General features: G+C 32.8%; 21 protein-coding genes. 10 read left to right on the top strand and 11 right to left on the bottom strand.

The genetic code is table 11. The features are described 5' to 3' along the window. Window positions 1–221 precede the first annotated feature (221 nt). From glpK to EMN46_RS17375, 8 genes are all read left to right on the top strand, one after another. Window positions 222–1,721 carry a glycerol kinase GlpK gene (gene glpK / locus EMN46_RS17410; RefSeq protein WP_154202127.1) on the top strand — a complete coding sequence of 500 codons (1,500 nt, stop codon included), beginning with the start codon at window positions 222–224 and terminating at the stop codon, window positions 1,719–1,721. Window positions 1,722–1,831: 110 nt separating this feature from the next. After that, window positions 1,832–2,602 carry an MIP/aquaporin family protein gene (locus EMN46_RS17405; protein ID WP_154202124.1) on the top strand — a complete coding sequence of 257 codons (771 nt, stop codon included), beginning with the start codon at window positions 1,832–1,834 and terminating at the stop codon, window positions 2,600–2,602. A 77-nt stretch (window positions 2,603–2,679) separates the two neighbouring features. After that, window positions 2,680–3,402 carry a hypothetical protein gene (locus EMN46_RS17400; protein ID WP_154202123.1) on the top strand — a complete coding sequence of 241 codons (723 nt, stop codon included), beginning with the start codon at window positions 2,680–2,682 and terminating at the stop codon, window positions 3,400–3,402. A 349-nt stretch (window positions 3,403–3,751) separates the two neighbouring features. Continuing rightward, window positions 3,752–3,919 carry a hypothetical protein gene (locus EMN46_RS17395; protein WP_154202121.1) on the top strand — a complete coding sequence of 56 codons (168 nt, stop codon included), beginning with the start codon at window positions 3,752–3,754 and terminating at the stop codon, window positions 3,917–3,919. Between the two features lie 131 nt (window positions 3,920–4,050). Next, window positions 4,051–5,388: a glycerol-3-phosphate transporter gene (gene glpT, locus EMN46_RS17390; protein ID WP_154202119.1), complete on the top strand. Its 1,338-nt coding sequence runs from the start codon at window positions 4,051–4,053 to the stop codon at window positions 5,386–5,388. 85 nt (window positions 5,389–5,473) lie between these two features. Then, entirely contained in the window at window positions 5,474–6,802 is a 1,329-nt protein-coding gene (locus EMN46_RS17385) for a glycerophosphodiester phosphodiesterase family protein (protein ID WP_195715301.1), read from the top strand. A 20-nt stretch (window positions 6,803–6,822) separates the two neighbouring features. Further along, on the top strand, window positions 6,823–8,175 hold the full coding sequence (locus EMN46_RS17380; RefSeq protein WP_154202115.1) for an OprO/OprP family phosphate-selective porin: 1,353 nt from the start codon (window positions 6,823–6,825) through the stop codon (window positions 8,173–8,175). Between the two features lie 268 nt (window positions 8,176–8,443). Further along, a complete protein-coding gene (locus EMN46_RS17375) occupies window positions 8,444–9,643 on the top strand; it encodes an OprO/OprP family phosphate-selective porin (RefSeq protein WP_154202113.1) in 1,200 nt (399 codons plus the stop codon). Window positions 9,644–9,707: 64 nt separating this feature from the next. On the opposite strand, the gene EMN46_RS17370 is transcribed toward EMN46_RS17375, so the two are convergent. Beyond that, window positions 9,708–10,217: an O-acetyl-ADP-ribose deacetylase gene (locus tag EMN46_RS17370; protein ID WP_154202111.1), complete on the bottom strand. Its 510-nt coding sequence runs from the start codon at window positions 10,215–10,217 to the stop codon at window positions 9,708–9,710. Window positions 10,218–10,525: 308 nt separating this feature from the next. Here EMN46_RS17370 and EMN46_RS17365 point away from each other — a divergent pair, with 308 nt between their 5' ends. Continuing rightward, complete coding sequence (locus tag EMN46_RS17365; protein WP_154202109.1) at window positions 10,526–11,620, top strand: 6-phosphofructokinase; 1,095 nt, start codon at window positions 10,526–10,528, stop codon at window positions 11,618–11,620. A gap of 65 nt (window positions 11,621–11,685) precedes the next feature. Here EMN46_RS17365 and EMN46_RS17360 read toward each other — a convergent pair whose 3' ends face one another. After that, entirely contained in the window at window positions 11,686–12,093 is a 408-nt protein-coding gene (locus tag EMN46_RS17360) for a thiol-disulfide oxidoreductase DCC family protein (RefSeq protein ID WP_154202107.1), read from the bottom strand. Window positions 12,094–12,387: 294 nt separating this feature from the next. On the opposite strand from EMN46_RS17360, the gene EMN46_RS17355 reads away from it, so the two are divergent. After that, the gene (locus tag EMN46_RS17355; protein WP_154202105.1) at window positions 12,388–12,849 is read left to right on the top strand and encodes a 3-oxoacyl-ACP synthase; all 462 of its coding nucleotides are present in this window, start codon (window positions 12,388–12,390) and stop codon (window positions 12,847–12,849) included. Between the two features lie 65 nt (window positions 12,850–12,914). On the opposite strand, the gene EMN46_RS17350 is transcribed toward EMN46_RS17355, so the two are convergent. The 9 genes from EMN46_RS17350 to EMN46_RS17310 form a co-directional block, all read right to left on the bottom strand. Next, window positions 12,915–14,957 (bottom strand): PAS domain-containing sensor histidine kinase, encoded by a 2,043-nt coding sequence (locus tag EMN46_RS17350; protein ID WP_154202103.1) that lies wholly within the window; start codon window positions 14,955–14,957, stop codon window positions 12,915–12,917. A gap of 156 nt (window positions 14,958–15,113) precedes the next feature. Beyond that, on the bottom strand, window positions 15,114–17,438 hold the full coding sequence (locus EMN46_RS17345; RefSeq protein ID WP_154202101.1) for a PAS domain S-box protein: 2,325 nt from the start codon (window positions 17,436–17,438) through the stop codon (window positions 15,114–15,116). A gap of 306 nt (window positions 17,439–17,744) precedes the next feature. After that, window positions 17,745–18,596: a mechanosensitive ion channel family protein gene (locus EMN46_RS17340; protein WP_154202099.1), complete on the bottom strand. Its 852-nt coding sequence runs from the start codon at window positions 18,594–18,596 to the stop codon at window positions 17,745–17,747. A 207-nt stretch (window positions 18,597–18,803) separates the two neighbouring features. Then, the gene (locus tag EMN46_RS17335) at window positions 18,804–19,439 is read right to left on the bottom strand and encodes a lactate utilization protein (protein WP_154202097.1); all 636 of its coding nucleotides are present in this window, start codon (window positions 19,437–19,439) and stop codon (window positions 18,804–18,806) included. Window positions 19,440–19,590: 151 nt separating this feature from the next. Then, entirely contained in the window at window positions 19,591–19,809 is a 219-nt protein-coding gene (locus EMN46_RS17330) for a hypothetical protein (RefSeq protein ID WP_154202096.1), read from the bottom strand. 79 nt (window positions 19,810–19,888) lie between these two features. Next, on the bottom strand, window positions 19,889–20,359 hold the full coding sequence (locus EMN46_RS17325) for a GyrI-like domain-containing protein (protein ID WP_154202094.1): 471 nt from the start codon (window positions 20,357–20,359) through the stop codon (window positions 19,889–19,891). Between the two features lie 79 nt (window positions 20,360–20,438). Next, the gene (locus EMN46_RS17320; protein ID WP_154202092.1) at window positions 20,439–21,818 is read right to left on the bottom strand and encodes a sugar porter family MFS transporter; all 1,380 of its coding nucleotides are present in this window, start codon (window positions 21,816–21,818) and stop codon (window positions 20,439–20,441) included. An 87-nt stretch (window positions 21,819–21,905) separates the two neighbouring features. Continuing rightward, window positions 21,906–22,895: a Gfo/Idh/MocA family protein gene (locus EMN46_RS17315; protein WP_154202090.1), complete on the bottom strand. Its 990-nt coding sequence runs from the start codon at window positions 22,893–22,895 to the stop codon at window positions 21,906–21,908. A gap of 366 nt (window positions 22,896–23,261) precedes the next feature. Then, the coding region (locus EMN46_RS17310; RefSeq protein WP_154202088.1) for an alpha/beta fold hydrolase at window positions 23,262–23,800 on the bottom strand (539 nt) is incomplete at its 5' end.

Here is a 23,800-nt window from a genome sequence, read left to right as displayed (position 1 = left end):
TTATTAGGATGAGTGTTTGTATATAATCACTCATCTTAATTTCTCAAAAGAATAAATTTTATTGATTAAATAGGAGTAGGCTGATTACTTCTCTAATTTAATCTATTTTTTTTCACAATTATGCAATCGATTCCATTATGCAATTGTTATCGATTAGTATTTGATATTATTAATAAACGATATTAATTAACCAGTACCCAAATATTAAAACTGAAATTATTATGAAAGACAAGTTGATTTTAGCACTCGACCAAGGAACAACAAGCTCTCGTGCAATCATTTTTAACAAAAAAGGTGAAATGATTACGACTGCACAAAAAGAGTTTACTCAAATTTTTCCTCAACCAGGATGGGTAGAGCACGATGCAAACGAAATTTGGTCTACTCAAGCTGGAGTTGCTGCAGAAGCTATCTCTAAAGCAGGTGTTAATGGATTGAGTATTGCTGCTATTGGTATCACAAATCAAAGAGAGACTACTATAGTTTGGGATCGTGAAACTGGTGAGCCGGTTTACAACGCAATCGTTTGGCAAGATAAAAGAACTTCAAAATATTGTGATGAGTTAAGAGCTGCAGGGCATGCTGATATGATTCAGGATAAAACGGGACTTATTATAGATTCTTATTTCTCAGGAACTAAAGTAAAATGGATTCTTGACAATGTAGAAGGTGCTCGTGAAAAAGCAGAAGCAGGAAAATTAGCTTTTGGTACTGTTGATTCTTGGTTAATTTGGAAATTAACTGCAGGTACAGTTCATATTACCGATGTTTCGAATGCTAGTAGAACTTTACTTTATAACATTAAGACTCTTGAGTGGGATACTGATATGTTAGACCTTTTAACTGTTCCTGCAAGTATGTTGCCAACAGTTAAGTCTTCTTCAGAAGTATATGGATACACAACAACGACACTATTTGCTCATAAAGTACCTATTGCAGGTATCGCTGGTGACCAGCAAGCTGCAACTTTTGGACAAATGTGTATAGAGCCAGGTTCGGTTAAAAATACATACGGAACAGGTTGCTTTATGCTATGTAATACAGGAAATAAGCCCGTAAAATCTACAAATAACTTATTAACAACTATTGGATGGCAAATTAATGGTGAAACGACTTACTGTTTAGAAGGAAGTATTTTCATGGGTGGTGCAATTGTTCAATGGTTACGCGATGGATTAGGAATTATTAAGTCATCTGCAGATGTTGAAGCATTAGCTACTTCGGTTGAAGATAATGGTGGTGTATTTATGGTGCCTGCTCTTACAGGTTTAGGAGCTCCACATTGGGATCAATATGCTAGAGGAACAATTGTAGGTTTAACTCGTGGTTCAACAGCTGCTCACATTGCAAGAGCTGCTTTGGAAGGAATCGCTTTCCAAGTAAGAGATGTATTAAAAGCTATGGAAGCTGATGCTGGAATCGAAATTAGAGAACTACGTGTTGATGGTGGTGCTGCAATTAATAACCTATTAATGCAATTTCAATCGGATGTTCTAGATGCTCCGGTATATCGTCCAAAAACACTTGAAACTACAGCTCTTGGTGCAGCTTATTTAGCTGGTTTAGCAGTAGGTTATTGGGATGGTTTAGATGATATTAAGAACCAATGGCAAATGGATCGTAAATTCGAACCTACAATGGCTAAAGACGAATCTAAAAGACTTATTGCAGGTTGGAATAAAGCTTTAGGTCGTGCTAAAAATTGGGATACAGAATCATAACTAACTAATTATAAAACTATTTGATTGGTGCCAGGTAGGAGATGGAGTGATCTGAGAGATTGGAACTATCTGGCATTTATTTTAAAATATAAATCATAAAATCTAATATTATGTGTGAATTTATTGCAGAATTTTTAGGAACAATGTTACTTATGTTACTTGGTAACGGAGTTGTTGCAAACGTTGTATTAAATAAGACAAAAGGACAAAACAGTGGTTGGATCGTTATCTCAATGGGATGGGGATTAGCTGTATTTGTAGGTGTTGCCGTTGCAGGTCCTGTATCAGGTGCTCATCTTAACCCAGCAGTTACAATTGGTCTTGCTGCAGCAGGTCTGTTTGCATGGTCAAAGGTTGCTATGTTTATTATAGCTCAAATGTTGGGTGCTGCTCTAGGAACAACACTTGTATGGTTAATGTATCGTGATCATTTTAACCAAACAGAAGATGGTGATGCAAAATTAGCTTGTTTCTGTACAGGTCCAGCTATTCGTAATATTATCAGTAATTCAATTAGTGAAATAATTGGAACATTCGTATTGGTGTTGGTTATCTTTTATATGGTAGGACCTTCTTTGGAAGGACATGGTATTGAACATGCTAAGTTAGGATTAGGTACTTTGGGTGCTTTACCTGTTGGCTTTTTAATTATTGCTATTGGTCTTTCTCTTGGTGGAACTACAGGATATGCAATTAACCCTGCTCGAGATTTAGCTCCAAGAATTATGCATGCTATTCTTCCAATGAAGAATAAGAGAAATAGTGATTGGGGATATGCTTTAGTTCCAGTTGTTGCTCCTATAATAGGATGTCTTTTGGCAGCAGGCTTATTTATGTTTTTATCTTCAGCTTCTTGCCCTTTAATTGGTCTATTTAATTAATCTACACAAAAATTTAATCAAGCTCTGTAAGTGAATTTTATGGCAAAGTCATTTTACAGAGCTTAAGTTTACATCTTATGAAAAAAATTACATTTAAACTATCAACATTATTAGTTCTAGTTATAATAATGGCATCAAACCTTACGGTTAACGCACAAGGTAAAGTAACAATTAGTCCATCGTTAACTACTCGTCACTATTGGAGAGGTATCATGGTAAGTAATTCTACTAATATTGAAACGGATATGGTTTATACCAATAAAAATTTCACATTTGGTGCTTGGGGTGGCTATGCGCTTGATAATACTTATTCTGAGTTCGATTTTCATGTAGGTTACAAATTTAGCGATCATTTTAATGTTGCAGTTTGGGATTTATTTGCAAACAGAGATAGAGAATCTATTGACGATTACGATTATCTTGATTTAGATAAGAAATCAACCAATCACTTAATTGATGCAAGTTTTAATTTCTATTTTAATGATAATTTTCCATTGAGTATTAGTTGGAATACAATGCTTTTTGGTCGTGATTTAGATGCTGATGGTGATCAAAATTATTCTACTTATGTAGAGTTTGGTTACCCAGTAAAAATTGGTGACCAAAGTGTTTCTTTCTTTGCAGGTTTAAATGCTTTCGAAGATCAGGCTTATGGAGAGAGTTTTGGTTTTGTGAATATTGGTGCTTCAACTAATAAAATTATCAAAATCACAGATAATCTTTCTTTAGATACTTGGGCTAAAGTTGCAATTAACCCTCAGGCTGAAACAGCAAACTTGATTTTTGGAATTAATTTCTAATCATTTTATTGATTAATAAACATAGAGATTAATACAATTATAGAAGTGGATCAATGAAAATTGATTCACTTTTTTATCAAAAGAATAAGATGCTGTATGTTATAATCAATATGTAGTCATCTTTAAATTAGCGATTTGCTCATTTTTACTAATATAATTTATTGTTTGAAAGTCTTAGTTGTATTAGTATTTATTAAGAGTTTTTATAAATAAAATATTTTTGAGAGATATACGTTGCATAGCTATGTATTTTTTATACTTTTGCCCTCTCGATTTAAAAATAACAAAATAAGCATTGCTTGTTTTTTTTTCTCGAACCACATAGCATAACAAAGTATCTTGTTAAATTATGTGTTTAATTCAATTTGATATGGAATGGAAGAATAATTTTACGTTTGAATATGAAGCTACTATGAATCGTCTTTATATTTACTTTTCTGACTTGCTAGACAAAGAGTTGGAGGCGAAAGATAATGCTGATTGTAAACATGTAGAAAAGCAGACAGACAACGAGTAGAAGTATTCATTTTGATGTTAAATAACTGATGAATCTAAACATTTAACTTTTAGATTTATTACCTAACTAGTAATATACATTTTTAACAGCGTTCACCTGTTAAATTTAAATACTTACCTAAATATATTGATATGATTGGTTTTCTAAAACCGGCAGCTCATAAAGAATTGCTGTCAGAAGAAAAGATTGACCCGACTTACAAACGATTGCGTTTGAAGGTGTTTATGGGTATTTTTCTAGGTTATGCTGGATATTATCTTGTAAGAAAGGTATTCTCTTTGGCTATGCCAGATTTAGTAGCATTGGGTTATTCAAAAACGGAGTTAGGTTTTGCTTTATCAGGTGTTTCTATAGCTTATGGTTTGAGTAAGTTTATTATGGGTAATGTCTCAGATCGTAGTAATGCACGTCGCTTTTTAACTTTAGGGCTTGTATTATCTGCTATTACAATGATTGTAATGGGATTATTACCAGTAGCGACTTCTTCAATTGCTATCATGTTTGTTCTTCTTCTCTTGAATGGTTGGTTTCAGGGAATGGGATGGCCTCCATGTGGTCGTGTTATGGTTCACTGGTTTTCTATTCGTGAGCGTGGAACTAAGATGTCTATTTGGAATGTTGCTCATAATGTAGGTGGTGGAATTATTGGGCCTCTTGCCATATTAGGTGTCGCAATTTTTACTGATTGGCATTCTAAATTATATTTTCCTGGTTTTGTAGCTTTAGGTGTTGCAGTAATTGCTTGGCTTTTAATTCGTGATACACCTCAATCATGTGGACTACCTAATATTGAAAAGTATAAAAACGATTATCCAGATAATTATTCTGAAAAATATGAAGAGGAGATGACTGCTAAGGAAATCTTCATGAAATATATTCTTAAAAACAGATTGTTATGGTCTATTGCTTTTGCTAATGCCTTTATTTATTTAGTGCGTTATGGTGTTTTAGATTGGGCTCCTCTTTATCTTGAAGAAGCTAAAGGTTTTTCTATTACAGATTCTGGTTGGGCTTATTTTGCTTATGAATGGGCAGGAATACCTGGAACACTTCTTTGTGGTTATTTAAGTGATAAAGTGTTTAAGGGAAAACGTGCTCCTGTGAGTATTATTTATATGTCATTGGTTTTTGTTTCAATACTACTGTATTGGTTTAGCCAATCTATTTTAATGAATTCAATTGCTCTTATTTGTATTGGTTTCTTAATCTACGGTCCTGTAATGCTAATTGGTGTTCATGCTTTAGATTTAGTTCCTAAAAAAGCAGCTGGTACTGCTGCTGGCCTAACAGGTTTGTTTGGTTACCTAGGTGGTGCTTTGTTTGCAAATATTGCAATGGGTGCTGTTGTTGATTCTTATGGATGGACCGGTGGTTTTACTGTTCTACTTGGAGCTTGTGTTGCTGCTATTATCCTAATTGGAATTTCGTGGATTCAAGAAGCCCATGGGCATAAGGGGCTTCACGATTAATATTAATTATCCCTAAATTATTGAGGCTTAGGCCTCAATAATGTTAATTGTAGATTTAATAATTACTAACTATAAATTTAAACACATGAAAAATTTTAATGTGAGAAAATTGTTGGCAGGAGCTTTAATCTTGTCTAGCATTGGATTTGCAGGTTGTGAAGATGACACTCCCGACTACAATCCATTAAACCTATACAAAACATACCCATTGAATGAGCTTAGCGATGCAGCTAAGGAAGTTCGTGACTATGTGAAACTTGATGCTGTGATTGCACACCGTGGTTCTACTTTTTGGGCTCCAGAAGAGACTGAAGCAGCTTTCCGTTGGGCACGTAATATGGGTGCTGATTATTTAGAACTAGATCTTCAGAGAACTAGTGATGGTTTCCTTTTAGCATTACACGATGGTAATCTTCAACGTACATCTAATATTGAATCTGTTTTTCCTGGACAAGATGATTATCCAGTAAGTCGTTTTACTCTAAAACAATTACGACAAATTGATGCAGGTTCTTGGTTTAATATTGATAAACCTGAAAATGCTCGTAACTCATTCATCGGATTACAAATTTGTACACTAAAAGATGTATTGTTGATTGCCGAAGGAATGAAAGTAAAGAGAGATTCTGAAGGTAAACCTTACTATAAAAAAGCTGATGGAACCGAAACTTTGGATCTAGAAGAATCATTAATTGGTGAGTTTGTTTTTGTTGATGATGACAAAGATAATGGTAACCGTCCTGGTGTTTATGTTGAGACTAAAGAACCTTATTTATTTCCTGGTATGGAAGCAGATTTAGCTGAATTTTTATCTGAGGTAGGATGGAATGTAACTGATTCTCCACGCGCAATTGTTACAACTCCTGGAAAAGTTGATGTAGCGAACACAAAAGCTCGTGTTATTTTACAAACATTCTCTCGTGAATCTGTTGTAAACTTGGAGAAAGAACTTCCTAATGTACCTAAGTGTATGTTACTTTGGGGTGATGAAAGTGCTTCTTATGTACGTCCATCTAATACAGTTGAATCTTTGGCTGAATGGATTAATTTCTCAGTAGAATATAACTGTCATATTGCAGGTCCTTCTATTGCTGGAAAACCTAATAGCTATCCTGAAGTTACAGAGCCTTGGATGTGTGAAATGTATCACCGTGCTGGTATGATTATTCATGCTTATTCTTTCGATACTGAAGATCAGTTGAGAAAATACAATGGTGACTATTTTTATGCTGGAGTTTCTCGTTTTGATGATGCTAATCGTAAAATTAGCGGAGATTTCGCTTACGATGTGAATAGAAACATGTTTATCGATGGTGGATTTACTAACTTGACAGATTTGTCAATGAAGTATCAAAATCGTAGTGTTGATGGTACTGCACAGGAAGTAATGGAAGACTTAGGTTACACATTGTAAAATCTATAAACGATAAAGATATGTTAAGAAAGATATATATCGCTACTCTAGCTTTAGGAATGGTAGCGGCAAGTGCAGTAGCACAAGAAAAACAATTGACTGTAGAGTCGAAAAAAGGAGGAATCGTATTAACCTCAGCAGATAAGGCTTATCAAGTAAGTCTTAATGGTAGGATTTATATGGATGGTGTTCATTATTTTGATGATAAGACTGATTTAAGTTCAGACGCATCTATTAAAGATATCCGTTTAGGAACTACTGTAAAGTGGGGACAATGGAGTGCTAAGGTAAATGTAGGTTTTGGTAACGACGAAGTTAAAATTAAGGATGCATTCTTAAGATATAATCAAGCTAAGAATAGTATCTTCACTTTAGGTAACTTCTTCGAACCTTTTGGTATCGAGGCATCTGCTTCTAGTAAAGAACTTCGTTTTATCGGAGCTTCCAATACAACTCAGGCTATGGGAATTGGTCGTAGTATTGGTATTGGTTACACTTACTATTCTGATAAATTCTATGGTTCAACTGGTGTTTTTGCTGGTTCTGTAGATAACGATAATGATGGTGATCAAGGTTTTTCAACTACAACTAAATTGGTTTATACACCAATTGTAAGTGATAAAGTTCTTTTTCAAGTAGGTGGATCATTTACTTATCGTATTCCAGAGGCTAATGGTTTCGATGAAACGTTAAATGATGATGATTACAACCGTGAAGTTGTTTTATCTGCAGGTCCTGAGAATAAATTTTTAAATGCTGATATTCAAGGTGCAAGAACAGATATGCGTTATAACTTCCAATCAATGGTTCTTAGTGGCCCATTTATGTTGCAAGCTGAGTATACTAAAACTAAAGTAACTCGTGACGATGATTACGTATCAAGATTGATGAATGATAACCCATATTGGACTCATACTGCTGATGGTGGATATGCATGGCCAACTAAACCTGGTGACTATCCAGGATGGTATGGCGAAATGCGCGATATCGAAACAGAAGCATACTATGTAACAGCTGGTTTCGTATTGGGTGATAATTACTCATACAACTCTTCAACTGCTTATATCAATCGTCCAAAAGCGGGTTCTTACGAATTCCTTGTTCGTTACGATAACACAAATTTGAACGATATAGATGGTACTTATTTTAACGGAGCTTATGGTTCTGCTGATTTTATGGCATCTTTAGGTGGAGCTGGAAACATGAGTATTCAAGGTGGAAAAGCAGAAACTTATAGCGCTGGTGTTAACTATTATTTGAGTAACAACGTGATGTTTCGTTTAAACTATAGTTATATGGATATAAACAACTGGGCATATCCATTGGATGAGAATGTTAGTACAGTAAGTGCTAGAGTACAGGTTAATTTCTAATCTATACGATAAAATATTACACTTCGACATGTAATTTTAAAAGAGTGGGTCAATTCAGTTTGACTCACTCTTTTTTTTTTTATTATTGTGTCATCTGTTGGGTTTGTGTTTCATTTTAATGGTTGTTTACTTTAATTCAACCGTCTCTTAACCTAAAGTTAACCTTGCTGATTCTTATGGTTTGAATTGAGATACTACATTTGTTGCTGAGATCGAAAAACTAATTTTTATATTAGATCTTGAATACTACTAAATAAAAACAACCACAATGAAAAAAATGAAGTTAATCGTTGGTCTATTCTTATTGACTTTAACTCTAGGTGCAATTGCTCAAGAAAAAACAGAGATTTCAACTAAAATCAAAAACGGTTCTGTATCATTTGCTACTAAAGACGGTAGTTTAGAATTTGGTTTTGGAGGTCGTGTATATATGGATGCTGCTGCTTATTTTGATGATGAAACGGATTTAGGTTCGGGAAGCGAAATGCGTGACATTCGTATGTTGATGAAAGCAAGTTTGTGGAAAAAATGGGATGCAAAAATCAATGTTAGTTTTGCTGGAGGAGCAGTGTCTTTAAAAGATGTTTTTCTTTTGTATAAAATTAACAAAAATAGTTTTTTACGTGCAGGTTACTTCTATGAACCTTTTGGTGTTGAACAAACTGAAAGTTCAAAAACAATTAAATTTATGCATGTGTCTAGTACGATAGAAGCATTTCGTCCTGGGAGAAACTTAGGTGTTTCTTATGCCACTTGGGGAAATAAATACTTTTGGGAAGCTGGCCTATTTGGTAGCGATCCCAATAATAAAACTGAAGGTGACGAAGGTTATAGTTTAACTTCTAGGTTTGTATTTGCTCCAGTTCAAACTGATGGTGGATTATTTCATATAGGCATGTCTGGTATTTATAGAACTGCAGATGCTGCAGGCTTTAATGAGGATGGAAGTGAAAAGATGAAATCAATTCGTTACCGTTCAAGGGCAGCAACTCATATCGAAGGACGAAGATTTATCGATGCAAATGTTGGAGCTGTTGAAAATCAAATGAAGCTTGGTTTCGAAATGATTGCAGCTAGAGGACCAGTTTCCTTACAAGGTGAATATATCGATGCCTCGGTTTTTAGAAAATCAGGGAATGAGGATTATCATTCAAAAGGCTGGTATGCACAGCTTGGATATTTGATAAAAGGTGGTAATTACAAGTATAAAATAAAATCAGCACGTTTGGCAAAACCAGGACCTGGATCGGTTGAGCTGTTAGCTAGATATAATGAAACAGATTTAAATGATCCTGAAGCTGCTATAATGGGAGGTAAACAAAAGGATTTGAGTTTTGGTTGTACTTGGTTTGTAAATCACAATATTTTAATGAAATTCAACTTCACAAATATAGATTTGGACGAATACGCTTTAAATGGAGAAGAAAATTTTAATATGATTCAAACTCGTTTACAGTTTGCGTTCTAGAAAAACCAAAAAAAATAATTAAAAAGCTGTCCAATCGGACAGCTTTTTTTATTTAGTTGTAATTCTATAATAGGTCTTTCAATAAGTTTTGATAGAGTTCATAGTTTGAGTCATCAAAAACACAAAAGGTTACTTCCTTTATATATTTTAGTTTGTTTGAGTTTTCAATAATTACTTTTGTTGCTATTTCAGCAGCTTTTTCTTTTGGATAACCATATACACCTGTGCTTATATTAGGAAAGGCTATGGATTTAAGTTTATTCTTTTCTGCTAATTTAAGGCTACTCTCATAGCACGACATTAAAAGTTTGTCTTCATTATTCTGACCACCATTCCATATTGGACCTACTGTATGAATAACATGCTTACATGGTAGTTTATAGGCTTTCGTCATTTTTGAGTTGCCGGTAATGCAGCCTTTCAGTGTTTTGCATTCTTCTAGTAATTCAGGTCCTGCTGCATGGTGAATGGCTCCATCAACTCCTCCGCCTCCAAGCAATGTCGAATTAGCTGCATTTACTATGGCTTCAACTCGTAATTGTGTAATATCTCCTTTAAATAGTTTAATTCTCATAATTCTTTATCTATGTATAAACAAATTTATTAAAAATTTAATGTAAATTAAACTTCTGTGTTTTAAAGCTTTAAAATACAGGTCTATCGGTTAAAATAAGGTGTTATATATTAGTAAAATATATATTCGGAAACGATTGCAAAGTGCTGATTGTGAAAATGTTTCTTTTGTTTTAAGAAAATAATTATAATTTAGCAGCTGCTAGCCAAGCTATATAATTGAAATAATTGGTTGATGATTTAAAATATGCTTTCTTCTAATAGAATTAGATCTATATTATTCATCAGTCAGAAACTTAAACTTTGAATATGAAAAGAGTATTAGTTGCAACAGGGGGTGGCGATTGCCCAGGATTAAATGCCGTAATTCGTGCGGTAGTAAAACGTGCAGCACAAGAAAAAGATTGGGAAGTAATTGGAAGTATTCAATCTTTTGATGGAATTTTGAAGGAACCAACTGAGATAAAAATATTAGATGATGCAGCTGTTAAAGGCATACATTATCAAGGAGGAACAATAATTGGTACTACAACTAAAGGTGGACCTTTTGCTTGGCCAGTTAAAAATTCTGATGGCACTTGGGGATCAGCCGATCGTTCGGATGAGATGATTCGTAAGTTACAATACTTAGGCGTTGATGCTGTAATTAGCATTGGTGGTGATGGTTCACAAAAGATTTCTCAACAGCTTTACGAAAAAGGCCTTAATATTATTGGGGTACCTAAGACTATTGATAATGACTTAATGGCAACTGATTTTACTTTCGGTTACCAAACAGCTGTTCAGGTTTGTACTGAGGCTGTAGATAAGTTGAAAACAACTGCTGCATCTCACAACCGTATTTTCATTTTGGAAGCTATGGGACGTGATGCAGGATGGATTGCATTATCTGCTGCTATTGCCGGTGGTGCCGAAGCTTGTTTGATTCCTGAGATTCCTTATGACATTAATCAAGTGGTGAAAAAACTGGATAGCCGTTTCTTAAAGGGTAAAGGTTTTGGAATTATTGTGATTGCTGAAGGTGCTATGCCTATTGATGGTGAAGCTTTGGCTGAAGAAAGTGTTGAAGTGGGTAATCCTAACTTGAAATTGAGTGGAGCTGCTGATCGTTTGTTAATGGAGTTGAAGCAAGCTGGTGTTGAAGCTGATATTCGAACAACTGTATTAGGTCACTTACAACGTGGTGGTATTCCTATGGCTTATGACCGTATTCTTGCAACTCAATTTGGTGTAAAAGCCTTTGAGATGGTTCTTGAGAAGAAGTTTGGACATATGGTGGCTTCTCGTCATCCTGATATTGTAGCCGTACCACTTCTTGATGCTATTGGAAAACAAAATCTTGTTAGTCCTACATCGAATATGATACAAACAGCCAAAGGTGTTGGCATCTGTTTTGGTGATTAATTCATAACAGTTCACTATAGTATATATAAAAACCCGAAAGTCATTAGATTTTCGGGTTTTGTATTTTAGATGAATCTATCTTTCCATTCCTCCTTGGGTATCATGCAAAATTGCTTTTTACCAAACCAAGAATAACGGTTTTGAGCTATTCTATCATAACACCAATCACAAAAACGTTTCGGTAAGTGTCTAAAATGATAAACTACTTTCCAAGGATAAGCCAAGTGGCTTGATATCTTAAATGCTGCCTCACTTTTTATAAAAACTTGATTGTCTTCTATAAAAATCAGACTATCCATTGTTTTATTGTTCCAATTTAAATTCTTCAGTATTTCTTGTCCTTTTGCCGATTGTAATGGTGAGAAGTGCAAATTTTTTTTTCGGTTGTACGTTAATATGAATCTTACAGAGCTGTTGCATAAATTACAAACACCATCGAAAAGAACAATTGGATGAGATGAATCTGCTATCATATAAATTAGAAATGAATTAAAAGATTAATTATAAAACCGATAGCTTGAATACTTTGTGCTATGACTTGAATAAAGATAAGAATTAGAGGCATTTTAAGCACTTTATTCTTGATAATAATTTCCATTAATGGGATAAGACATTAGATGTTGTAAAGGCCAAATTTGCTTTAATTGAGGCATCTTTCAAAACGCACTAATTGTTGTTTTGAATAAAATATGATGTTTTTTTGTTGTTCTATAAGATCTTAAATTCAGATAAAGCTTATCTTCGAACAAAGATTAATGCGTTATAGAATGGATAAATTTAAAAAGTTGAAAGGCTTTGTGTACCATAAAATTTTAGATGAACTAGATCGTAAAATCGAGGTCATTAATAAGGCCATTGCTTCTGCGAAGGATTCAAGAAATAACGACACCAAGAGTAGTGCGGGCGATAAGTACGAGACAGGTCGTGAGATGATGCAGATAGAGATTGAAAAAAATGAAGTTCTACTTAATCAAACAGCTAAGCAGAGAAAAGAATTGGCTCGAATTGATATCACAGAAGAATTCAATAAAGTGGCTTTTGGTAGTCTAGTTGAAACGGATAATGGAACTTATTTCATTTCTATTGGTATTGGCAAAGTTCAGGTAGATAATCAAACTTGTTATGCCATTTCTTTAGCCTCACCAATTGGTGGCTTACTAAAAGATAAAGCTGTTAGCGATGAGGTAACGTTTCAGAACAGCACTTTTGTTATAAAAGGAATCGTTTAGAAGATTTTATATCCTAATGGGAATAGTTATAGTCGTGTCCTCAAGAACTAAAAGTAAAGTTATTATTAGTCATTTGTTGGAATTAAAATTCTAAATGTAGATCCTTCGCCAAGCTGACTTTCAACTTTCATTTTCCACTTGTTTTTTGTGACAATTCCGTTACAAATTAGCAGGCCTAATCCTGTTCCTTTTTCCTGATTAGTACCCGGCATGCTTGCGTTTTCATCTAGTTTAAATAATTTACCTATTGTATCTTCACTCATTCCAACGCCTGTATCTGTTATACTGATTTCAAATGAATTATCCATCCTTTTAAAATCGAATACAATGGTCCCATTTGAGTGAGTGAATTTAATTGCATTCATTAATAAGTTTCGAATTAAGGTGTTAATTGAATTGACATCAATCTTTACCTCGGTATTTTGAACTATATTATTCTTTATCGAAATTTCTTTTGCCTGTGTGCTATTCAAGCTAAGTTTAATATTTTCTGTTATAATTTTATTAAGATCAATTGTTTCTTCTTTTATTTCAACGTGATTGTTTTGAAGTCTTGCCCATTCCAATAAATCAGATAAGAGTGAAAATGCTTTTTGTGCTGCTTCATTAGATGACTTTATTATGTTGAGTCTTTGGTTATCAGTATACATTGCGTAATCATTGGACAATATATCTAAAAGACCAAGCATTCCATTAAAAGGAGATTTTAAGTCGTGGGCAATAATGGCAAAAAACTTATCTTTTTCTTTGTTTGATTTTAATAAATTAGTTTCGCTCTTTTTAAGATTTGCTTCTAACTCTTTTTGTTTGCTAATATCGATAAAAACAGTCATTCTACATAAGGTTTTTTGCTCATGTACGACTGGGTTCGCTAATATAATACTATGAAATATTGTACCATCTTTTCGTTTAGGTTTAACATTTCCAATATATACTTTTCCTTTTTGTAATGAATCTAATACTATTTCGGGTTTATCATCTTTTGATGCTAAATTAGAGATAGGTTTGCCAATTAATTCTGTTTTATCATCATATCCAAAAAGTTTTAAAAATCCATTATTAATATATGTGATAATTCCATGTAAATCTGTAAACGCAATTGCATTTGGGGAGTTTTCCAAAGCATAATCTTTTAATCTCAACTGTTCTTCCAATAACTTCTTTTCGGTAATATCTGTTGCAATACCTCCCATTTGAATGGGTTGTCCGGTCTTATCGTATACAATTGATTTACGCTCATGAAGCCACATTATGTTGCCATCAGCTTTAATTATCCTATATTCACATTCTGCATTTCCATAAGTAGATAAATTCTCACCAGATTTTACTGCAATTTCCTTATCTTCAGGAAGAACGATGTCTGACCATAGGTTTGTGTTTTTATTAAATTCTATTGAAGGATAACCGAAATATTTCTCGAAGGAATTGTTCAAATCAATTATTTCGGTTCCGTCGCTTTTAGCTATCCATACAATATCATTCAACTGATTTACAAGTTGATTAAACTTGGATTGAGCAATTAGTAATTCATTTTCCTTTATGGTTAATGCTTCAAAATCGCGTAACTTATTAATTGCAAATGATGCTTGGGCGGCAAGACTTTCTATGGTAAGTAAACATTCCTTATTTATTTTTCCAGTATTGATGGTCGATTTAGGAATAAAAAGTGTTGCTCCTCCAAAATATTGCTCACCGATGCAAAAACTAATGGCATAAACTTCTGATATACCAAGTATCTTTTCTATCGTCTTACAAATTGTTTTATTTATCCTTCCATTTGCAATTTCATATATCCCATCAGTAAAGTAATGAAGTTTTCGGCTTTTAAATTCTTGTTGTTTCATTTCAGATAAATCGCTAAAAGGGAAATTTATTTGAAATGGATCTTTACCAAGTAGTGTTTTTATGATAGAAAAGTGTTTTTCGAATCCGAAACTATGAATTATCCTAAAATTCAAATCATTAGGCTGAAGTTTGACTATAATAAAAGAAGAGTTTGGGAGAAGTTCCTTAATGCCATCATTCATTATCTGATAAACTTGAAGTTCTTCAGTAACGTCTGTTAGCTTGTTGGAAACACTGTGTAATATTTCAATATAATTACTCATTTTTAAATTCACTTTTTGACGGTTCGGGATAACTTGGCTTCTCTTTTTAGTTACGATATGCTAGTCATAATATGTAGCATTATAACTCAACTTTTATCTAAAAAGATTACTCTTACAATAGAGCGTTTATGTTTTTTAATTCTGCAATGGCACTTGTTATTCGCCTAATATTAAGTGTTTATGAATAATTTCTTTTAGTATCTTGTTGCTTATTGGTTTTGACATAAAATCATCGCAACCTGCCGAGAACACTTTTTCCCTATCTTTTTCTGATGTATATGCTGTTTGCGCAATGATTGGTATATTTGGCCTGAATTCTTTGATTAATTTTGTCGCTTCAAAACCATTCATAATTGGCATTTTTATGTCCATTAAAATAATATTAATTTCATCATTGTCCTTACATATTTCAACGGCTTCTTTACCATGTTTAGCGTGTATTACGTTTAAATTTAGATCAAACTTTCTAAGTAATATATCAATATATAAATAATTTATCTCTTCATCTTCAACGATTAGAATTGTATACTTATCTTGTTTTGTTGTTGATTTTTCTTTTACAGTATCGAGATTATTTCTTTGAGGAACTATATTTACAGGTTTATAAGGTATTGTGATATAAAAAGTTGTACCTACACCTTTTTCTGATTGAAGCGTTATTTTACCGCCAAGCAATTCGGCGTTTCCTTTAGCTATTGATAATCCCAAACCAAGACCACCAACATTTCTTTCTAAATCTTTTTCTTCTTGCGAAAATCTTTCAAATATGATGTCTTGTTTCTCTTTTTGTATACCAATACCTGTGTCTTTTACATATAGTTCTAATTCATCATTTTTTTGATTATAACCCAATTCAATAAATCCTGATCTCGTAAATTTAAACGCATTTTCGAGTAAATTGTTTAAAATTTTATTGAGTTTTGTTTCATCGGTTAATATGATGCTTTCTTTATTTGCAAGTCCATTTTTTAGGTATAAAGGCGTTTTGTTTTCTTTTGCTTTAATGTCGAAAATTGAAATGTATTTTAATAATAAATCATTTAAGCAGATTTCTTTTTCAACAGTTTTAACTTGTTTTGTTTCAAGTTTTGAAATTTCTAAAATATCGTCAATAATTCGCATTAACTGATTTCCACTGCTTTGAACAATGTCTATATAGTCTTTTCGTTGTGCATCAGTTAAATTTGGGGTGTTAATAATATTCGAAAAACCCAAAATTCCGTTCATTGGTGTTCGAATTTCGTGCGACAAATTATTGATGAATTCAGTTTTTAACTGGTCGCTTTCTTCAGCTTTATTTTTGGCAATTATTAATTCTTTATTCTTATTCCTAAGTTGAATTTCATCATTTTTAAGAATAGTAACATCATCAAAAATTGCTATAATCTCACCTGTTGATAATTTATAAATGTGATTTTCTCGCCAGCCTTCTCTTTGATCATCTTTATAATAAAAAGCAGGTAAAACTAAGTCTTGGTTTGTTTTATTTACTGTTTGTAGAGCCTCAAAAAATGGTGTTTTATTCATGTTGGGGAACACGGAAAGTAATGTTTTTCCAATAACCTTATCTTGGGTTGTTTTTGTAATTTTTTCGGCGGCTTTATTAAATTCGAGAAAAAGAAAGTCTTTACCGTCTTTAGTTGGTAAATATATTGATACACCAGCTTTCATATTTTCAAACATTTTGCGATAGCGTGTTTCCGATTTTTTCCTATCACTAATATCTAATGCTGTAAAAGTTACACCTTTGCTCAAATCTTCCAAATTAATGGGTGTTGAACTTAATAAAACGTCAATTATTTCTCCGTTTTTCCTTTTAAAATGAGTTTCTACAGTTCCTGTTCCTTTTAAGTGTATTTGTCTGTATTTTTCTTCACCTACATATTCATAATCGTCTTTTGTTGGATAAAGAATACGTGCAGATTGGTTCGTTAATTCACTAGCTGAATATCCAGTTATTTCGCACAAACGATCGTTCACATGTGTTAATATTCGATTATTTACAACACCTATACCGGTTGGGGCCGAACGAAAAATACTTTGTATTCTATTTTCCTTTTCTTCTGCTAATTTCTTGTTTGCTATTCGTTTGCTAACGTCTCTGTTACTAGAACTATATCCAATAAATTGTTTTTTGTTGTCAAAAGTTCTATGGCAATTATGTTCTATCCATTTTATGTTACCCTCTTTTGTTATTATTCGAAAGGATAGATTTACTGTATTTTCATTACTATCTGCTTTTCTATTAAAATGATTACATACAATTTCTTTGTCTGACTGATGAACTATTTGAGTTAGTAATTTGGGGTTTTCGATAAATTCGTTTGCAGTGTATCCACTTATTAATTCGCACGAGGGGGATATGTATTTAATTTTACCTGTCAAATCAACAAACATTTCCCAATCATATAAATTTTCTGCAAAAGTTTGAAAAAAAGCAGCTTTTTTTTCTAGTTCTTCGTAGGTGAGTTTTGGGATCATCTTTTTTGTTTTATTGAGTTGCTCAATTTAAATTAAGCTTATCTCCTGATTTTAGATTGGCGTAATATCCATATATTATGGCTCTTAAGTGAACCTTGGGTAGTAAATCTAATAAAATTATTTTATACTATTAAGTTTTTTAAATAAAAGTCAAGAGCTCGTATCTTCCTTATGGGATAGAGTAGAGCTTGGATAGGCGAACCATTTAATAACTTTATAAATACAAATAATTATGTGAATAACTATTTGCAGGTGTGATCTGGTTTATTTACTTTTTTTAAAGGGAGAGCTTTGTTGAGCAATCATTTATTTTGTTAATAGTTCTGTATTATTTGATTTTAAATGTAAATCAATTTGAGGGAATGGGATCGTTATATTATTTTCAATAAATTTTCGATTAATTATTATTCTAATTTCTGATTTTACGTTTTCTATTCGAAATATATTTTTGCTGTAAAACAATAATTCAAAATCTAAAGATGAATTTCCAAAATTCACAAACCTGACTTGTATCGATGCTTCATCTTTAATTTGTGGGTGCTCCAATGCACTTTTTTTTAGTAGTTCAATAACCAATTCGACATTACTACCGTAGGCAACTCCAACATTGATTCTAAATCTTGTTTTTTTTGATTGATGGCTCCAGTTAATTACTTTATTTGTTGTGATTAACGAATTTGGAAGAATTGTTACGATGTCATCTCTGTTCATTGCTTCAGAAGTTCTCATCCCAATCTTTTGTATTTTTACAATGTCATTATCTATTTCTAAAATGTCACCAACTTTTATTGAGCCTTCAAAAAGTAAAATTATTCCGGAAATAAAATCGTTAAATGTATTTTGTAAACCAAGTCCAATACCAACAAGTAAGGCTGCAGATCCAGCTAATACAACGTTAAGCTTTAGTCCTATTGTATCTAAGATTAGGAGTATAGCTAAAATCCAAATGACATATTTAATGATCTGAAATAATGAATGCAAATTCCCATCTTCAAATCTTGTGAGCTTTTTATTACGAAATATGATTCTTTTTACGATCCATAATATGAGATTAGTGAAGATAATTGTAAATACAACAAATAGTATACTTCCCATGGTAAGGGAGTATTTACCAATCTTTAAGAATTCAAAATCTATAATGCTGTTTATTGTATCCATCTTTTTAATCTTTTATGTCACATCATGTTTGGTGCTATGTAAGTAGCCTTATAAGTTAATTTGTATTTTAGTAAGTGGAAGCTTACTGCTCCTAGAGTTTCTATTAAGATAATAATTTTGAAATGATTCTCTTGCTCATTAAAAGTAAAAAACTTTCAAAATATTCTACTTGTTTATGTCAACAAATTGCATCTCAGTCTTTATTTTCTAATATCCCAGTTCTTCGTCAATTAATATAATCTTAATCCGATTTTTGGGATAGGATTTTTCAGTTATTGTCCACGTATTACAAATTCTTTGAGGACTCCTGCAATCACTACAAACACCTGTGTTTTGACATGGGGTGTTTAAATTCTCATGACGTTTAGCATTTAACGGAGCCGAGATTGTTTTTATTCTATTAAAGGCTTGGTCTAGGTTTTTCACTATTTTATTCTTTCCAATAAATAAAACAACATTTTGAGGACCAAAAGCTATTGAACCAACCCGGTTACCAATCATATCTAAATTTACTAATTGTCCTTTTTCCGTAATTGCATTTGTTCCTGTCAAAAATAAATCGACTGTTAATGCTTTTTTCCTTTTGCCGATTTTATCTTCCCAGCTATCATCTTTATCAAAAGTATCTATGAATTCTATTGAATCCATATGTCTTAATACATCAAGAATTCCAGTCTGACGCATGGTAATAGAGTCAGCATAAGATACGCTAGATATCTTTAGTTTGTTTAATATTTCGTTTTCAAATATATATTTAGCTGATTGCGTATTCTTGGCTAGGAATACTTCAAAATTATTAATTTCTAGCTGTTTTATAATTTTATTAAGATCTATGTTTTCCATAAAAATGTGATTTTTATATGTGCCAAAGCTTACATTTTGAGAGGTTCTGTGAATTATCGACAGTTTTGGAATTTAAAGACTAATGAAAATTAATAGCTGTTTTTATTTTATTATTGCACCTGATTATTTTACATGTATGGTAAACGAGCTTTTAAAAAGTCAATAAGTTAATCCATTTTAATAAGAAAAGAGTCAACACGGTTAAGCCACAACTTACAGTTGCAACGCCTTCCCAATATGAAATATTTAGGCCCCATATTTTCCACGTTTTTTCCTTATTTTGTTTTTTATAATAGTTCCATGATAACCATGTTATTAAAACAATAAAAATTGCAAAAAGACTTAAAGATATTATCCAATATAGTGTCATATTATTTATTTCTCTTGTGATAAACGTTCAGTATTCAATTTGTTTGATATACTAGATATTGCTAAGAGCAGGTTTTGTTTTACCTTATTGGAATCCATATTTCTTCTTCCGAATGTGGATCATTATTCTTGTATTTTTCGCCTAATACCTCAAAGTGAGGTCTATCGTCTATTTCATATTTTGAATTTGGTAACCAAGTCGTAAAAATATATTGAAAGATGCTATTGTCAGTGCTCGATCCTTTATAATCGAAAACGGCATAAAGTCCACCGGGTAAAGTAAAAGTTTCCATTCCAGGGGGAACAATATGAAAGTTTGCTACTTCGACTGTTGCCCATTTTTCAAATTCATTACTCGGTTTAAAATTTTTATAATATGAGGAATTATAAACTTGCATAGAAATCATATCGTTCGTTAATTTGTTTGTTATATTTCTATGTTTAGACATGAAGTTTTTCCAAAGCTCTCCTGTCTTATTGTTGACTAAGCTCATCCTTAGTCGTATGCCTATTAATTTTTTTTCATTTAGTTTTGTTATTCTTGGTACCATATTTTATCTATTTGACATTCTTATATAAGCCATTAAAATTCTATTTTGAATGGGAGAGGTATTTCCAAGGCCTTATTTATTACTCTTTCCAAAAGTCTTCAATTTCTTCAAGAGATTTTCCTTTCGTTTCAGGTATATATTTATAAGTAACGATCATCGTTATTACAATAAAGGCAATAAATATAAAATAAGGTAAAGAACCATTCCAAGTTGATCCATTATTTATATCACTATCCATTACCACAGGAAAAGATTGCGATACCACATAGTTGGCTGCCCATTGTGCTGCTACCGCTACAGACATGGCTACACTACGAATTTTATTGGGAAACATTTCGGCAAGTAAAACCCATACTACGGGACCCATCGAAAGTGCGAATGAAGCAATAAAGATTAACACGCCCAATAATGATAAAAACCCTACAGATTGCTCTTTTAAGGTTATTCCTAACAATAAAAAACCAATTATCATACCAATAGATCCAATGTATATTAAGGGTTTTCGTCCAAATTTATCTATTGTGAACATGGCAACAAAAGTGAATATAAGATTAATAAAAGCAAGCAATATTTGTTGTGCTAAAATGTCCTCTTTACCAAAGCCCAGTGCTTTTTCAAAAATATCGGCACCGTAATATAAAACAGCATTTATTCCTGTAAACTGTTGTAAAACGGAGAGAGTTGTTCCTATGAGTATAATGCCAAATATTATTTTCGAAAAATAATTGATCTCAATACCATTATCCTTCGTTTTAAGAGAGCTTTTTATCTGTTCTATTTCTTTATCTGCTTGATTTGGACCATGAATCTTGGTTAATATAGTTAATGCCGCAGCATCTTTTCCCTTAAGAGCTAACCAACGTGGGCTTTTTGGTACAAAAAAGAGTAATATTAGAAACAAGCAACTTGGAATTAATTCTGACCAGAACATGTGTTTCCAACCAAAGGCTATATTCTCTGCGTCTGTTAAACTATTCCCAATAAAATATGTGGCCAAAAACACGACAAAAAAGCCGATGACTACTGCAAGCTGGTAGTACGTAACCATTTTTCCTCGTATGTTACTTGGTGCTATTTCGGCAATGTACATAGGTGCATTCATTGATGCTATACCAATACCCAAACCACCAATAATTCTAAATACGACTAATAAGGATAGGGACTCTGGAAAAATGGATGGCAAACCAGAACCAAAGGCTGAAATTGAAAATAAGAAAGCCGAAATGATTAGAGAGTATTTTCTTCCAAATTTGATACTTAAAGGACCAGCTGCAATGGCACCAACTAAACAGCCTAACAGTGCACTTCCAACGACCCAGCCTTTCATGGCTGAATCTAAATCGAAATGTTTGCTTAAATAAAATTGAGCCCCATTTATAACACCAGTATCATAGCCAAATAATAAGCCACCTAAGGCAGATACTATTGTAATTAATAATAAGTAAGATCTTTTATTCATAGTATCGAGTTATCAGTTAGTTTTATTTTGATGAATTGCTTATAACTTGGTAGGTTATAATGTTATACTTGTTATTCTTAGATATGCTTAGTCGCTGTTTTTTGTTTCATATTTCAGTCCAATTTTCTCTTTAATTCGATCTATCAATGTTATCATATCGATACTTATTTTTAAGGGTAATTTGGAGCTTTCAATGTCGTTATTCAGAAGACAACTATTTACTTCCTCTATCTCGTGTGTATATCCATTCCCTTTGTGCTTAATATCTAAAACTGTTTCTTCGTCATTTTGAGAAATTGTTATTTTTTCGGAATGATGAAACTGTTTATGAAGTTTTAAGGAGCCTTTACTACCATAAATAGTTGCTTCCGTGGGCGTATTAGCTTCAATAGTTGATTCGAGAATAGCTTTAGCACCATTTTCGTAATCAAAAAGCATTGAGCAGTAACCATCAACATTAGTATCTGTCATACGAGCCATCGCTTTAATGTCGATGGGAATACCTAAGCTTATAAGACTTAAATAAATGGGGTAGATGCCCACGTCAAGTAAGGAGCCTCCACCTAGTTTTTTATTATATAATCTGCCTTCACGGTTCGAGTCTGCTTTAAATCCGAAGTCAGCATGAATAAACAAAATATCGCCTATGGTTTTGTTATCAAGTATTTCTAATAATTTTTTCGTTGCGGGAATAAATCGTGTCCAAATGCCTTCCATCAGAAATAAATTTCTTAATCTGGCTTCTCGAATCATTGTATCTACTTCTCGATAATTTATACCCATCGGCTTTTCACAAAGTACACCCTTTCCTTGTTTTAAGCACATCATGGTATTCTTAAAATGAAAGGTATTGGGTGTCGCAATATAGATGACATCTATTTCGGGATTGGCTGCTAATTCTTTATAGGAGCTATAAAATTTTGTCGACTTATATTTTTCACTAAAAGCTTTGGCTTTCTCTTCATTTCTTGAGGCTACGGCATAGAGTACCGCATTGTTTGAAAGCTGTAAATCTGCAGCAAACTTATTTGCTATTTTTCCTAAGCCTATGATTCCCCAATTAATTTTTTTAGTCATTTGTTTCGTTTGATGTGTGGTTGTAACGGTCTTGCTAAGTTTCGATATGATTTTCAAGGCTCATGAAATTTAGCTTTTTGTTGATTGTAAGCTAAAGGTAGCTAAAGTTCACATTTTCGTCACTTTATATTAAGCTGATTTCAAATACAAAACACAAAAAAAGCTGTAGATCAATCTACAACTTTATCCTTTTTTTGAAATCACTGCATTTAAAGGACTTTCTATTGCAAGATTTTCTTTCCTAAAAGTTCCGCAAACTAAACCATTCCCCATAAAGTAGCAATTCTGTCATCGGTTACGTCAACCTACCGTTCATGTTGGGCAGTTCCTGCCACACGAACGCTTAGTTGTTGTACACAGTACTTACTACTCAAGCAAAAATTCCAATACTGTTTTATTAAATAGTTCAGGATTCTCTTGGGGTAGGAAATGTGTTTGTTTTTTTAATATTTCGACTTTTGAATTAGAAATACTGTTGGCTATTAGTTTTGTATGTTGTTCAAGAATTATATCCTTTTCACCAGCTAGAACTAAAGTTTTGGCAGATATTTTCTCCAAGTCAGAAGGAATTATATTTGGTTCTCTTAGAAGCATTTCTAACAATCTAACAGTTACGTTCTCATGACCATTACTATTCTTAGTTAATTTTACAATGTCTTTTTGAATACCTTTTTTCACTTTTCTATTAATAGATGTGTCTGAAGGGTTTAAATTGGCTCCCATTGTTACGAGCCTCTTAACATATTGCGGATGTTTAATTGCCAAAGTTAACCCTGTATTTCCTCCATCACTCCATCCAACAAGGTTAACCTGTTTTAAATGTAATGTATCAAGCAATACTTTCATGTCCTCAGAAAATTGATTGTAGGAAAAGTTTTTTGAGATTGTATCGATACTTTTACCTT

Source organism: Ancylomarina sp. 16SWW S1-10-2 (assembly GCF_009669305.1).
In the GTDB taxonomy this organism is placed as follows: Bacteria; Bacteroidota; Bacteroidia; order Bacteroidales; family Marinifilaceae; genus Ancylomarina.
Note: the sequence above shows the minus strand (reverse complement) of the source record. Positions and strands in the feature narration are given on the sequence as shown.

Excerpts from the sequence above, each read along its gene's own strand:
- glpK (WP_154202127.1), top strand. The coding sequence starts at position 222 with ATGAAAGACAAGTTGATTTTAGCACTCGACCAAGGAACAACAAGCTCT.
- EMN46_RS17405 (WP_154202124.1), top strand. The coding sequence starts at position 1,832 with ATGTGTGAATTTATTGCAGAATTTTTAGGAACAATGTTACTTATGTTA.
- EMN46_RS17400 (WP_154202123.1), top strand. The coding sequence starts at position 2,680 with ATGAAAAAAATTACATTTAAACTATCAACATTATTAGTTCTAGTTATA.
- EMN46_RS17395 (WP_154202121.1), top strand. The coding sequence starts at position 3,752 with ATGTGTTTAATTCAATTTGATATGGAATGGAAGAATAATTTTACGTTT.
- glpT (WP_154202119.1), top strand. The coding sequence starts at position 4,051 with ATGATTGGTTTTCTAAAACCGGCAGCTCATAAAGAATTGCTGTCAGAA.
- EMN46_RS17385 (WP_195715301.1), top strand. The coding sequence starts at position 5,474 with ATGAAAAATTTTAATGTGAGAAAATTGTTGGCAGGAGCTTTAATCTTG.
- EMN46_RS17380 (WP_154202115.1), top strand. The coding sequence starts at position 6,823 with ATGTTAAGAAAGATATATATCGCTACTCTAGCTTTAGGAATGGTAGCG.
- EMN46_RS17375 (WP_154202113.1), top strand. The coding sequence starts at position 8,444 with ATGAAAAAAATGAAGTTAATCGTTGGTCTATTCTTATTGACTTTAACT.
- EMN46_RS17370 (WP_154202111.1), bottom strand. The coding sequence starts at position 10,217 with ATGAGAATTAAACTATTTAAAGGAGATATTACACAATTACGAGTTGAA.
- EMN46_RS17365 (WP_154202109.1), top strand. The coding sequence starts at position 10,526 with ATGAAAAGAGTATTAGTTGCAACAGGGGGTGGCGATTGCCCAGGATTA.
- EMN46_RS17360 (WP_154202107.1), bottom strand. The coding sequence starts at position 12,093 with ATGATAGCAGATTCATCTCATCCAATTGTTCTTTTCGATGGTGTTTGT.
- EMN46_RS17355 (WP_154202105.1), top strand. The coding sequence starts at position 12,388 with ATGGATAAATTTAAAAAGTTGAAAGGCTTTGTGTACCATAAAATTTTA.
- EMN46_RS17350 (WP_154202103.1), bottom strand. The coding sequence starts at position 14,957 with ATGAGTAATTATATTGAAATATTACACAGTGTTTCCAACAAGCTAACA.
- EMN46_RS17345 (WP_154202101.1), bottom strand. The coding sequence starts at position 17,438 with ATGATCCCAAAACTCACCTACGAAGAACTAGAAAAAAAAGCTGCTTTT.
- EMN46_RS17340 (WP_154202099.1), bottom strand. The coding sequence starts at position 18,596 with ATGGATACAATAAACAGCATTATAGATTTTGAATTCTTAAAGATTGGT.
- EMN46_RS17335 (WP_154202097.1), bottom strand. The coding sequence starts at position 19,439 with ATGGAAAACATAGATCTTAATAAAATTATAAAACAGCTAGAAATTAAT.
- EMN46_RS17330 (WP_154202096.1), bottom strand. The coding sequence starts at position 19,809 with ATGACACTATATTGGATAATATCTTTAAGTCTTTTTGCAATTTTTATT.
- EMN46_RS17325 (WP_154202094.1), bottom strand. The coding sequence starts at position 20,359 with ATGGTACCAAGAATAACAAAACTAAATGAAAAAAAATTAATAGGCATA.
- EMN46_RS17320 (WP_154202092.1), bottom strand. The coding sequence starts at position 21,818 with ATGAATAAAAGATCTTACTTATTATTAATTACAATAGTATCTGCCTTA.
- EMN46_RS17315 (WP_154202090.1), bottom strand. The coding sequence starts at position 22,895 with ATGACTAAAAAAATTAATTGGGGAATCATAGGCTTAGGAAAAATAGCA.